Annotated in this window: 11 protein-coding genes and 2 tRNA genes; 6 read left to right on the top strand and 7 right to left on the bottom strand. The window is 59.6% G+C overall.

The window, feature by feature from the left end; translation table 11 throughout:
• Window positions 1-63 precede the first annotated feature (63 nt).
• Window positions 64-140, bottom strand: a tRNA-Arg gene (locus P9292_RS31100).
• 109 nt (window positions 141-249) lie between these two features.
• The gene (locus tag P9292_RS31095; protein ID WP_244825722.1) at window positions 250-1,080 is read right to left on the bottom strand and encodes an undecaprenyl-diphosphate phosphatase; all 831 of its coding nucleotides are present in this window, start codon (window positions 1,078-1,080) and stop codon (window positions 250-252) included.
• A 563-nt stretch (window positions 1,081-1,643) separates the two neighbouring features.
• Here P9292_RS31095 and P9292_RS31090 point away from each other — a divergent pair.
• From P9292_RS31090 to P9292_RS31080, 3 genes are all read left to right on the top strand, one after another.
• A complete protein-coding gene (locus P9292_RS31090; protein WP_309962803.1) occupies window positions 1,644-2,546 on the top strand; it encodes an aldose epimerase in 903 nt (300 codons plus the stop codon).
• Window positions 2,547-2,659: 113 nt separating this feature from the next.
• Window positions 2,660-3,346, top strand: a complete 687-nt coding sequence (locus tag P9292_RS31085; RefSeq protein WP_250465238.1) for a peptidoglycan DD-metalloendopeptidase family protein — start codon at window positions 2,660-2,662, stop codon at window positions 3,344-3,346.
• A 28-nt stretch (window positions 3,347-3,374) separates the two neighbouring features.
• Window positions 3,375-3,695, top strand: a complete 321-nt coding sequence (locus P9292_RS31080) for a hypothetical protein (protein ID WP_370652024.1) — start codon at window positions 3,375-3,377, stop codon at window positions 3,693-3,695.
• A gap of 38 nt (window positions 3,696-3,733) precedes the next feature.
• Here the strand turns inward: P9292_RS31080 and P9292_RS31075 are convergent, their stop codons facing one another.
• The 3 genes from P9292_RS31075 to P9292_RS31065 form a co-directional block, all read right to left on the bottom strand.
• A complete protein-coding gene (locus tag P9292_RS31075; protein WP_250509279.1) occupies window positions 3,734-3,877 on the bottom strand; it encodes a hypothetical protein in 144 nt (47 codons plus the stop codon).
• 289 nt (window positions 3,878-4,166) lie between these two features.
• Window positions 4,167-4,346 (bottom strand): hypothetical protein, encoded by a 180-nt coding sequence (locus P9292_RS31070; RefSeq protein WP_309962800.1) that lies wholly within the window; start codon window positions 4,344-4,346, stop codon window positions 4,167-4,169.
• An 82-nt stretch (window positions 4,347-4,428) separates the two neighbouring features.
• Window positions 4,429-4,505 (bottom strand) — tRNA-Pro (locus P9292_RS31065).
• Between the two features lie 138 nt (window positions 4,506-4,643).
• Between P9292_RS31065 and P9292_RS31060 the strand changes: the two genes are divergently transcribed.
• Window positions 4,644-5,102, top strand: a complete 459-nt coding sequence (locus P9292_RS31060; RefSeq protein ID WP_309843842.1) for a histidine phosphatase family protein — start codon at window positions 4,644-4,646, stop codon at window positions 5,100-5,102.
• A 139-nt stretch (window positions 5,103-5,241) separates the two neighbouring features.
• Window positions 5,242-6,054: a GNAT family N-acyltransferase gene (locus P9292_RS31055; RefSeq protein ID WP_309962798.1), complete on the top strand. Its 813-nt coding sequence runs from the start codon at window positions 5,242-5,244 to the stop codon at window positions 6,052-6,054.
• 18 nt (window positions 6,055-6,072) lie between these two features.
• Here the strand turns inward: P9292_RS31055 and ppx are convergent, their stop codons facing one another.
• Window positions 6,073-7,584, bottom strand: a complete 1,512-nt coding sequence (gene ppx / locus P9292_RS31050; protein ID WP_244825732.1) for an exopolyphosphatase — start codon at window positions 7,582-7,584, stop codon at window positions 6,073-6,075.
• Between the two features lie 252 nt (window positions 7,585-7,836).
• Between ppx and ppk1 the strand changes: the two genes are divergently transcribed.
• Complete coding sequence (gene ppk1 / locus P9292_RS31045; protein ID WP_244825734.1) at window positions 7,837-9,900, top strand: polyphosphate kinase 1; 2,064 nt, start codon at window positions 7,837-7,839, stop codon at window positions 9,898-9,900.
• 1,360 nt (window positions 9,901-11,260) lie between these two features.
• On the opposite strand, the gene phoR is transcribed toward ppk1, so the two are convergent.
• On the bottom strand, window positions 11,261-12,574 hold the full coding sequence (gene phoR / locus P9292_RS31040; RefSeq protein ID WP_244825736.1) for a phosphate regulon sensor histidine kinase PhoR: 1,314 nt from the start codon (window positions 12,572-12,574) through the stop codon (window positions 11,261-11,263).
• Between the last annotated feature and the right edge of the window lie 61 nt (window positions 12,575-12,635).

Below are 12,635 nucleotides of genomic sequence, written 5' to 3'. Positions count from 1 at the left end.
AAATACGGCGGGACGATTTGCAAAAAGATGCGCCTGAACGCGCTTCGGAACAACCGCTGATTCTGGCCCGCCCTACACGACTCGAACGTGTGACCTACGGCTTAGAAGGCCGTTGCTCTATCCAGCTGAGCTAAGGGCGGTTACGAGGAACCACTTGAGACATGGGCGCGTGGCAGGCCAAGCGAGACCGGCCGCACCCAAGAGAGCGAGGATTTTACCTCAATCCGCAAGCGGCGCGGCCAGACTTGATTACAACGGCTGCGGATGCATCATGAACCATCCGAAGAAGAAGATGCCGGCGATCACGCAATACACGCCGAACGATGCCAGCTTGCCGTGACCTTCGAAATAACGCATCAGGAAACGCACGCTCAGATAAGCCGCGATACCCGTCAGCACGCCGCCGAGCAACGCATCGAAAAGCTGACCGGGCGCGTGAAAGAGCTTCGGCAATTCGAGCACGCCGGCCGCGAAGATGATCGGCGTGCCAAGCAGAAACGAAAACTCCGCCGCCGCTTCAGCCGTCAGGCCCGCGCCGACACCCGCGATGATCGTGAGACCGCTGCGCGAGAAGCCGGGAATCAGCGCGCCGATCTGCGCAAGACCCACCAGAAACGCCTGCTTGAACGTGAGCTTTTCAGGCGCGCGTGCTGCACGGGCGCGTTGCAGCTTGTCGCCGAACCACAGCAACACGCCATTGACGATCAACGCGGCCGCCACGATACGCAGATCGTGAAACAGCGCTTCGAGCCGCTTTTCGAGCAACAGCCCGACGATGCCCGTCGGAATGGTACCGATGATGAGCGCCCACATCATGTGACCGTCGTCATTGCGGCGACCGCCGAGCGAAGCGAACCAGCCGCCGATCAGCGCGACCCAGCGCTTGCGGAAGTACCACAGCAGCGCGAGCGCGGTGCCGAGATGCAAGGCGACGAGAAACGGCAGCAGTTGCGGCGCGTGCTTGTCGATATGCATGCCGATCAAGCCGGGAACGAGCAGCGTATGTCCAAGGCTACTGACCGGAAAGAGTTCGGTCACGCCCTGTAGCACGCTCAGAAAAATAAGAAACCAGAGAGTCACGCGTCGGTCCTTTTCGTGAAAGAGGAAGGAAGACGCGCCGCGGAGTGCTTTCCTCGCTCCAAAGCGCAAGGCCGAAGGCGGCGAGACGAAGATCGAAGGGGATGAGGAAATGGTGCGGCGCGCAAGTCGGGACCGATTATGCACAGCCGTAGTTGGACCGCCAAGCGGAAAACGTACAAACGCGTGCGACAGGCGTCACCGATCGATAAACGTCAGCGAACCGAATCAATCAGTAATTTATAAGAAAGCGATATCGAAGCAAGCCGAAAGAACCTCGACGAGCAGCGGCACGCTGCTCAGCCCTTCAGCTTATAAAGAAATATTGCCGTGCTCGCACCGAAGAGGCCGAACATCGCGACGCCCATTGCCATCGCCAGATCCATGGTGACTCCCTGTCCGTCTGATTTCCAACATTCGGTTGCTATAACAACACATCGTCAGATGAGACGGCAGTCGCAATTTCCCGCAAAGGGTTTCTCCGTAGGACAAAGCAAGGCAGAATCGTCGGGGTTTCAAGGCCCGTTTTCAGCGCGATCATCATTTCACCGGAGCGTCTTCGCACCATGTCATCTCAACCAGACGTGATTCATATCGAGCGCGATGGCGCCGAAATCCTGCTCGCGCCGAGCGCCGGCGGCCGCCTCATGACGTGGCGAGTGAACGGCGAGCCCGTCATCCACTGGCCCGATGCGCCCGACTGGAGCAATCCGCCCAAGATTCGCGGCGGAAATCCGCTGCTGTTTCCGTTTCTCGGCCGGCATTTCGTCGACGGCGAGATCAACAAGTGGCGCGATCAGGACGGCGTCGTCCACACGCTCTCGACACACGGCTTCGCGCGCGACCTGCCGTTCTCCTGTACGCGCGATGCCGACGGTCACGGCCTGCGCATGACGCTCGTCGACAGCGACGCCACGCGCGCAGGCTATCCGTTCGCGTTCCGCTTTGAGGCAGCGTACCGGCTCGTCGATGCCACGACTCTCGAAGTCGAACTCACGACATCGAATCCCGGCGAAGTGGCGCTGCCCTATTACGCCGGACATCACTTCTATTTCCATCTGCCGCACGATCAACGGGCACAAAGCAGCGTGGAGCTGCCGCGCACCGAGCGCCGGCATCAGTTGGCCGGCGGCGCGATCAGCGAGGCGACGCCTGGCTCGCCGCGCTACTCGTTGGGCGACGCGAGCATCATCGACAACTTTCATTGCTTCACGGGTCCTTCCGATCAGCCCGTGCGCCTGAACATGCCGGGCCTGAAGCGCACCGTGAGTTTCGAGCTGCATCAGCCCGATTCGGTGCCGTGGTTTGCCGTCACGACCTGGACCGAGGCGGATACATCGGACTTCTATTGCGTCGAGCCGTGGATCGGCTTGCCCGATGCCATCCATAACGGTCTTGGCCTGCGCTGGCTCGCGCCGGGCAAAACGGAGACCGCGTTGCTCAGGCTCGCCGTCACGCGCGCCGACTAAACGTTGCAAACGGCTTTCTGTCAGGGGAAACCCGAAACGGTAAAATCCTGCCTTCGATCCGCCGCGCAAAATTTCAAACGCCCGTCGCGCGGCGGCGCCTTACGAGGTCAGGTTTGCATAAAAGAATCCGCCAGTTCGTTTTTACATCGCTCGTCGCGGCGGTCGTGACGCTTTCCGCTTGCGGCTCAGGTCCGGTTGCGCCCGGTTACTATCGCGTCGAGCGCGGCGATACGGTCACGAAGATCGCGCGCGCCAACCGCACCACCGTCGCCAATCTCAAGCGCTGGAACAGCTTGTCGAATCCCGATGCAATCGAAGTCGGACAAGTGCTGCGCGTGGTGCCGCCGGAAGGCTCGGCGACGGCTTCATCGAACGTGGCGAGCACGAGCACACCGAAGAGCGCGGACACCGCACCGGCGACGAAGCCCGGACCCGGCATCACGCTCGTCTGGCCCGCACAAGGCGACGTCATCCGCAACTTCAACGGCAGCAACTCGAAGGGCATCGACATTGCCAATTCTGCGGGAACGCCGATCGTGGCCGCGGCGACGGGCAGCGTCGTCTATGCGGGCAACGGCTTGCGCGGCTACGGCAACATGTTGATCGTCAAGCATAACGAGGACTACCTCACCGCCTACGCACACAACAGGACGCTCTTCGTCAAGGAAGGCCAGACCGTGCAACAGGGCCAGAAAATCGCCGAGATGGGCGATACCGACAGCGACCGCACCATGCTGCATTTCGAGGTGCGTTATATGGGCCGCTCGACGGACCCGGCGCGTTACTTGCCGTCGCGTTGAACGCAGACGGACCATAAGAGGAAGATCGATGATTTCGATGAAGAGAATCCACCCGGGCGCAGTCGTTGCCGCTCTCGCGCTTACCGGCGCGCTCGGCGGATGCGCCCACGGCCCGACCATGACCTACTTGCCATCCGGCGACACGGGCTTCGCCATCAACTGCAGCGGCGGCGATGCGAGCACGAGCTGGGCGGCCTGCTACAAGCAAGCGGGCGAAGTGTGCGGTGCATATGGATACGACGTGGTGTCGAAGGACAATGACAACGGCGCGACTTCCGGCGGCACGGTCGCGGGTATCTTCGGCGCGAACATCAAGAATCGTTCGATGGTGATCCGCTGCAAGCAGTGACGCTTGCATGCGTGCCTGCGTGAGCGCTCAAGGGAACATCACGCGCTCGCGGGCTTGGTCCGATCGCGCTTCGGCGCTTTCTTTCGCCAGCGGCCGGACAATGGATCGATACGCGCGGCAAACGCAAAGAGGAATGCAAGCGCGAGCGGAGCAACGATAGCGAAAACCGACAGCAGATTCATGGCGAAACCAGAATGCACTAAGTCGTCGGATATTAACCTTGCGGCAAATGTTTCGCTTAAATGTCAGTTAGAAGTTAAGGTCAGTATGGATGACCGACGCGTCGTTCCTACCGCGCAAACGTGTGGCGCCGGCGTATTGAAATTTGCACGCCGTTACGCTCTAAAACAAGCGCACACAGTTGCCGAGGCCAAGCCTCCATAAAATGTCTGCAGCCCGCGCTTCTCTCTGCGCGAACAGTCCGCGCGGGTTAGAAGCGCCGGCGCTCATGCGTCGGCGCTTCGCCTTCTTTCACTTTGGATCGGCCGACGTCGGCGCGATGAGCATCGACGGCGGGGTGTCGTCGGTCGGTACGCCCTTATAGTCGGGCGGGTCTTGCGGCGGATGCTTTTGATTGGCGGGTTCGGTGCATGCAGCCAGCATGAGTGCAAGCGTGGCGGCACCTAGAACGGACATGAAGTTACGCAGCATGAAGTCCCCAAGAAGACGTCAAACCCGACGTCATAAAGACAAAGGGGTTACAAGCCGTGACTTGTAACCCCTTCGTGTATGGTGGTCGGAGCGAAAGGATTCGAACCTTCGACCCTCTGATCCCAAATCAGATGCGCTACCAGGCTGCGCTACGCTCCGACAAGCCGCAGATTATAGCTTGCTTGCCGCGACGCCGCAAACACTTCCGGCAGAGGGAACGAATGTTGCCACTTTAGCGAGTGACGGCCGCCGCCCGGTCATGCAAGTTATTGCCATTTCGAATTCGCGGAGACAACGATGAACCTCATTCTCTGGCGTCACGCCGAAGCCGAAGATCAGGCCGCAAGCGATCTCGCGCGTCAACTCACCTCGCGCGGACGCAAGCAGGCGCAAGGCACCGCAAAGTGGCTGAAGGCGCGTATCGACGACGATGCGGTCTTCATCGCAAGCCCGGCCACGCGCACCATTCAGACCGTCGAAGCCTTCGGCGATCAGTATCGCGTGATCGATCAACTTGCGCCCGGCCGACATGCACAGGACGTGCTCGATGCCGCCGGCTGGCCCGATGGCATCGCGGAAACGGTGGTCGTCGTGGGCCATCAGCCTACGCTCGGACACGTTGCCGCGTGGCTCATGACCGGCGACGAAGCGGACTGGTCGATCAAGAAATCAGGCGTCTGGTGGTTCCAGTCGCGCTCGCGTCACGGCGACGGCCAGGTCGTTCTGCGCGCGGTGACGAACCCCGATCTGCTCTAGCCGAAAGGCCGTGTAATCGCAGGTTCAACAGAATGTCGTTTCATCGAAACGTCACTGCGATGCCATGCGAGCGTCATTGCGCGTTACTACATTGGCGAGGACCGAAACCCTCAAGCTTTCGTCCTGCCGAGGAACGCCAATGCTCGATATGCCGACGCCCTTCCTGCCAACCGGAGCGTCATCGTCGCTCTCGCTCGATTCGCGCCGCCAGCTTCCGCGTACCGCGGAAACCATCACCGGCCAGCATCGGCTGCAAGTGTCGTGGGCGCGTTCCAGCGACGCCGTGCGTGAAGCCCAGCGGCTGCGTTACCGCGTGTTCTCCGAGGAGATGGGCGCGCACCTCTCGGGGCCTGCGGGCCTCGACGTCGATGTCTTCGACGCCTACTGCGATCATCTGCTCGTGCGCGATCTCGATACGTTGAAAGTGGTCGGCACGTATCGCGTGCTGCCGCCGCATGAGGCCGCGCGGATTGGGCGGCTGTATGCGGAAGGCGAGTTCGACGTGTCGCGGCTTGCGCATCTGCGGCCGAAGCTCGTCGAGGTGGGCCGCTCGTGCGTGCATCCCGACTACCGCAACGGCGCGGTGATCATGTCGCTATGGGGCGGGCTCGCGGCCTACATGAAGCACAACGGCTACGAAACGATGCTTGGCTGCGCGAGCGTCGGCATGGTCGACGGCGGGCACTACGCGGCGAACCTTTACACGTCGCTCGCCGCCGATGCCCTCGCCGCCCCCGAATATCACGCGTTCCCGCATACGCCGCTGCCGGTGGAGGAATTGCGCACGGGCGTGGAAGTGAGCCCGCCGCCGCTCGTGAAGGGTTATCTGCGTCTAGGCGCGAAGATATGCGGCGTGCCTGCGTGGGACCCGGATTTCAACACGGCGGACTTTCTTACCCTCTTCCGCCTGTCGGATATCAACGCGCGTTATGCGCGGCACTTCATCGGTTGATTCAAGGCGCGGCGTTCGTCAATCGCCGGTATAGACCACGCGATACGGGCGCCCGATCTTTTCCCACTCCATGGCTTCCTGAACGAGGCTGTAGTCCGTGAGCGGATTGCTCGCGACCCACTCGTTGGACAGCCGCACTTCGAAGCCTCCCGCCGCGCTCTTCACCTCGATGCCGGGCAGCCCGACATCCGCGCGCCGGCGCGACAGCAATACGGCAAGACGCAGGCAAAACAGCAATGTCCAGTCGACATCGCGCGCTTGCGCGAGCTTGCCGAGCTTGCCCGCGTGACCCAGCACGAGCGTCGCGAGCCGCGCCTGGTCCGTGCGCGAAAAGCCCGGCATGTCCGCGTTGCTCGCGATATACGCTGAATGCTTGTGATACGCGCTATGCGCAATCGACAAGCCGATCTCGTGAAGCGACGAAGCCCACGCGAGGAACATGCGTTCTTCCTCGCGACGTTCCGCATCGGGTTCGCCGAGCTGATCGTAGAAGCTGATCGCGAGCGAGCCGATGCGTTCGGCCTGCGCGGCATCGACGCCATAACGGCGCTTGAAGCCTTCCACGGTGACGGTGCGCATGTCCTGATGCTGCGAACGCCCGAGCAGGTCGTAGAGCACGCCGAGACGCAAGGCGCCGTCGGTGGTATCCACATAATCGATACCCAGTTCCTCGAACACGCCGAGCATGATCGAAAGGCCGCCCGCGAGCACTGGAATGCGGTCCGGCTTGAGCGCGACGAGCTTCAGCCGATTGACGTTCTCCGCCTTGATAACCGCGCGCTTCAGACGCTCCAGCCCGCCGCGCGAAATGCCGTGCGTGATGCCAGGGTCGTTGAAATCGTTCGCTTCGACGAGTTCCGCGAGCGCGCGCGCCGTGCCTGAAGAACCAATGGCCTGATCCCAGCCGGTCTGCTTGTATTCGCGCGAGATGATCTGGATTTCGCGCTTGGCCGCGAGTTCGGCCTGGCGCATGGTGTATTCGTCGACGTTGCCGGCCGGAAAGAACGTGCGGCTGTGGCTCACGCAGCCGATATACAAACTCTCCATATGAATCGGCGTGTAATGCGAGCCGATGATGAACTCCGTCGAGCCGCCGCCGATATCCACCACGAGGCGCTTGCCCGCGCTCGCCGGCACCGAATGCGCGGCGCCCGCGTAGATGAGCCGTGCTTCTTCCCTACCGGCGATCACTTCGATCGGAAAACCCAGCGCGCTTTCCGCCTCGCCGATGAATTCGTGCGCGTTCTTCGCCACCCTGAGCGTGTTGGTGGCCACCGCGCGCACCTGATCCGGATGAAAGTCGCGCAGACGTTCGCCGAAGCGCTTCAACGCTTCGAGCCCGCGCAACTGCGACGCACGGTCGAGCATTTTGTCCTTCGATAGACCCGCGCCAAGGCGCACGGCCTCGCGCAAGGCATCGACCTGGTAAATCTGGCTGCCTGCGGGCGTTTCTTCCACCCGCCCCACGATCAGCCGGAAACTGTTCGATCCGAGGTCGACCGCAGCAAGAAGATGAGGATGAGTGACCATCGGATGTCCAGGGATCGTGGGAGGAGGCGCGCTTTGCTGCAGCGCAGGATTCTATTCTACGTCGACTACTTATGCGCCGATGTCAATTGGTGAATCACGCTCGACCGCGGTATCACGCGCCCTGCGCTAGCGACGCTAACCACAATGTGAGTAGAATTTGTGACAATCGTTCTGTCACAATAAAGCCATCTTACTGTGAGACTATCCGAACGTTTCCTTGCCCTTCCGATCGAGACACCATTCTCCCAGCCGATGTCCATACGCTATCCGCTCTTCAACCGCGAACTGGGCATTCTAGGTTTCAACGAGCGAGTTCTGGCGCAGGCCGCCGATATCTCGGTTCCCTTGTTGGAACGCCTGCGCTTCATCTGCATCACGAGCAGCAATCTCGACGAATTCTTCGAAGTCCGCATGGCCGGGCTTCAGGAGCAGATGCGCGACAACCCCGGCTCGCTCTCGCCGGACGGCATGTCGCTGCAGCATGTCTACGATCTCGTCTCGGAACGCGCGCAGCGCCTCGTGCATCAGCAATACGTGATGCTGCATGAAATCGTCTTGCCCGCGCTCGAGATGGAAGGCATCTATTTTCATGGCGCGGAAAGCTGGAGCGAGCAGCAAAACGCCTGGGCGCGCGAATATTTCCTGAACGAACTGCTGCCGGTGCTGACGCCGATCGGCCTCGACCCGGCGCATCCGTTTCCACGCGTGCTAAACAAGAGCCTGAACTTCGTCGTCGAACTGGAAGGGACGGATGCTTTCGGCCGTCAGGCCATGATGGGCATCGTGCAGGCGCCGCGCGCGCTGCCGCGGCTCGTGCGCATGCCCGAGGCGCTGTCGGGTTATCCGCATGGCTTCGTGCTGCTGAGCACGTTCATGCAGCACTTCGTGAGCGAGCTGTTTCCGCATCTCATCGTGCGCAATTGCAACCAGTTTCGCATCACGCGCAATAGCGAACTTTTCGTCGATGAAGACGAGATCACGAATCTGCGCGTCGCCTTGCAGGGTGAGTTGCCCGCGCGGCATCTGGGCAATGCGGTGCGGCTCGAAGTATCGGCGGAGACGCCACCGCATCTCGTGCGGCGTCTGCTCGACGAAAGCCAGTTGAGCGAGCGCGATTGTTATCGCGTGAACGGGCCGGTGAATCTCGTGCGGCTCATGCAACTGCCTGAAATGGTGGACAGGCCGGACCTCAAGTTCGTGCCGCACATTCCTTCGGTGCCGAAATCGATCGCCAACACGACCAATCTCTTCGATGCGATCGATCAGGGCGATATCCTGCTGCATCATCCTTACGAGAGTTTTCAGCCGGTGCTCGAACTGCTGTTGCAGGCGGCGAAAGATCCGCAAGTGATGGCGATCAAGCAGACCATCTACCGGACCGGCACCGATTCGCCCTTGATGGATGCGCTCATGCAGGCCGCGCGCAATGGCAAGGAAGTGACGGTAGTGGTCGAGTTGCTGGCGCGTTTCGATGAAGAGACGAACATCAACTGGGCGTCGCAACTCGAAGCGGTGGGCGCGCATGTGGTGTATGGCGTGGTTGGCCACAAGTGTCACGCGAAGATGATGTTGATCGTGCGGCGCGTGTCGCAGGGCGGCAAGATGGTGCTCAAGCGTTACGCGCATCTGGGCACGGGAAATTACCATCCGCGCACGGCGCGTCTTTATACCGACTTCGGTCTCATGACCGCTGATCAGCAGATGTGCGAGGACGTGCATCATGTCTTTCAGCAGCTGACTGGAATTGGCGGAGAGATTCCGCTGCATCTTTTGTGGCAATCGCCTTTTACCTTGCACGCGAAATTGATCGATGCGATTCGCGCCGAGGCGGAGCATGCGCGCGCGGGCCGGCGAGCGCGGATCGTCGCGAAGATGAATGCGTTGCTCGAGCCTACCGTGATTGCTGCCTTGTACGAGGCATCGCATGCGGGCGTGAAAATCGATTTGATCGTGCGTGGGGTTTGTTCGCTCAAGCCTGGTGTGGAGGACCTTTCGGAGAATATTACCGTTCGGTCTATTGTCGGGCGCTTCCTCGAACATCATCGCATCTTCTATTTTTATGCGAACGGGCAAGAGGATGTGTATCTGTCGTCGGCGGACTGGATGGATCGGAACTTCTTTCGACGCGTCGAGGTGGCGTTTCCGATTCGCGATCGGCGGCTTAAGCGTCGGGTGATTGCTGAAGGGTTATCCGTCTGTCTTGGGGATAATCAGTCTGCCTGGGTCATGCAGAGCGATGGGCATTATCGTAAGCGGCGGTCGGGGAAGTCTATTCGCAATGCGCAGTTGGGGTTGCTGGCTAAGTTTTGTTCTTAGGGTGTTGGTTTTGTGGTCGGTTTTTTCCTGGGAACTTGAGCCGTTGTCTCGCGGTTTGTTTCAGTAGCCGCCTCCCCGGCGGAGGGGTAACTTTCTTTGCGGCTGCAAAGAAAGTCACCAAAGAAAGCAGCTTTGGAACCGCCTTCTGAAGCACAACTGGTTCCTCGCTATTTACCACAAGCCCTTTGAGCGCTTCTCATCGCTCATGCTCGTGGTGGATTCTTCATCACACACAGGCGCCCTCTCGGGAAATTTGAGCCGTCGTCTCGCGTTTCGTTTCAGTAGCCGCCTCCCCAGCGGAGGGGTAACTTTCTTTGCGGCTGCAAAGAAAGTCACCAAAGAAAGCAGCTTTGGAACCGGCTTCTGAAGCACAACTGGTTCCTCGCTATTTACTACAAGCCCTTTGAGCGCTTCTCATTGCTCATGCTCGTGGTGAATGCTTTATCTAGCACCGGCGTCTTCTGGGAACTTGAGCCGTTGTCTGGCGGTTTGTTTCAGTAGCCGCCTCCCCGGCGGAGGGGTGACTTTCTTTGCTGCTGCAAAGAAAGTCACCAAAGAAAGCATCTGTAGAACCGCCTTCTGAAGCACAACTGGTTCCCCGCTATTTACCACAAACCCCTTGACCACACCCCCTTGCTGATGCTGGCGGTAAATCTACGTTAAGCACAGACTTGTCAGTAGACAGCGTTAAGGAAGACTATTGTCTCGTTGTTCTTTGCTTGGGGTGCAGGTGAAAAGTTTAACCAATAGGACGTCGTAATTTTTTTGCGTTTCGGTCGGCCACCGTATGTGTGTTCTACTCCTGGCACATGTAAAACACGCATGCGCATTTTCGTTAGGCGGCGCGAAGGCTCTACTCGCTTGTGCGTGCTAACGATTTACCACGAGCGTGAGCGACGGGGAGTGCCCAAAGGGCTTGTGGTAAATAGCGAGGAACCAGTTGTGCTTCAGAAGCCGGTCCCTAAGCTGCTTTCTTTGGTGACTTTCTTTGCAGCAGCAAAGAAAGTTACCCCTCCGCCGGGGAGGCGGCTACTGCAACAAACCGCGAGACAACGGCTCAACTTCCTAGCAAGCGCTAAACAAAGATCTCTAAGCGGCCAAAGGCTTCCTCGAAGCAGCCTAAAAGAGAAGCGTGCGCCTGGAAATTGACCTACGACGAACGTTAGCAATGGGAAGTGCCACAAAGGGTTTGTGGTAAATAGCGAGGAACCAGTTGTGCTCCAGAAGCCGGTTCCTAAGCTGCTTTCTTTGGTGACTTTCTTTGCAGCAGGAAAGAAAATTACCCCTCCGCCGGGAAGGCGGCTACTGAAACAAACCGCGAGACAACGGCTCAACTTCCCAGGAAGCTAAACAAAAACCCCTAAGCCGCCAAAGACTTCCTCAAAGCAGTCCTTGAAGAAGGAAACCGAACAACAAACGTACTTCCCTTCCCGACTTCACTTTTGACATCGAGCTCCGCATGATGCCGCTGCAGCACATGCTTGACGATAGCAAGCCCGAGCCCGGTGCCACCCGTATCCCGCGACCGACTCCGATCCACGCGATAAAACCGCTCGGTAAGCCGCGGAATATGCTCTGCGGGAATCCCATACCCGCTATCACGCACCGTGAAAACCGCCCGATCCGCCACACGTTGCCAAGAGACTTCAATCGCCCCGCCATCCGGCGTATAACGCACCGCATTGGTAACGAGATTCCCCAGCGCACTGACGACCTCGGTCTCCGCGCCTGCGATAGTCAACGAATCATCGATATGAAAGGCAATCCGATGACGCCCGCCAGAAAGATTCACCGCGTCGTCTTCGAGATGCCGCATCACCGCGCGCATATCCAGCAACTCGTCGCCAGGCGGACGCACATCGCCTTCCAGATTCGCAAGCACCAAAAGATCACGCACGATGTTCTGCATGCGCGAAGCCTGCTGTTCCATCATGTCCAGATAACGCATGCGGTCCGCCTCGCTGAGCGGCAACTCACGCATGGTCTCAAGAAAGCCCGATAACACCGTCAGCGGCGTCTTCAATTCATGCGAGACGTTGGCGACGAAATCGCGTCGCATCGAATCGGTACGCTCGAGTTCGGTAATGTCCTGCGTGAGTATCAGCTTGCGATGATCGCCATAAGGAAATACCTGCACCGATACCGTGTGCTGCCGGTTCACGCCCATTCCGCGCATCACGAGCATTTCCTCATAATGATGCGAGTTCAGATAGCGAATGAAGTCCGGGTGCCGCACGAGATGCGTGATGTGCTGGCGCAAATCGCGTTTGGCATCGAGCCCGAAATGCTTCTCGGCGATAGCGTTGCACCACTCGATCTGATCGTGATCGTCGAGCATCGCCACGCCATTGGGCGAAGCCTGGATCGCCTGAATGAAGCGCGAATGCTGTTGCTCGACCTGCCGCACTTGCGCATGCCAGCGCTTCGCCAGCTTGTGCAAGCGGTAATAGATTTCGCCCCAGATGCCGAGCGCGCTAGGCACTTCGCCATACACCGGCGCTTCGAGCAGACGCCAAAGACGCTGCGTGTGATAGGTGGCGAAAAAGCCCTGCAGAACCAGCATGACGACGGCGACAGCCAGCGCCACGCGCACGCCGGCAAACGCGCCGATCGCCGCACACAGCGCGGCGAGCAGTACGAGGGACACGACTGACCGCGTCCAGATGATATTCATGTTGTCGGCGAGTCCAAGCGACGAACGCGCGGTTCGTCATAAACATGCGGCAGAGACTAGA

Origin of the sequence: Caballeronia sp. LZ001, assembly GCF_031450875.1 — a bacterium.
Classification (GTDB): Bacteria; Pseudomonadota; Gammaproteobacteria; order Burkholderiales; family Burkholderiaceae; genus Caballeronia.
The sequence above is the reverse complement of the archived record's forward strand: the minus strand, read 5'-3'. Positions and strand labels throughout refer to the sequence as shown.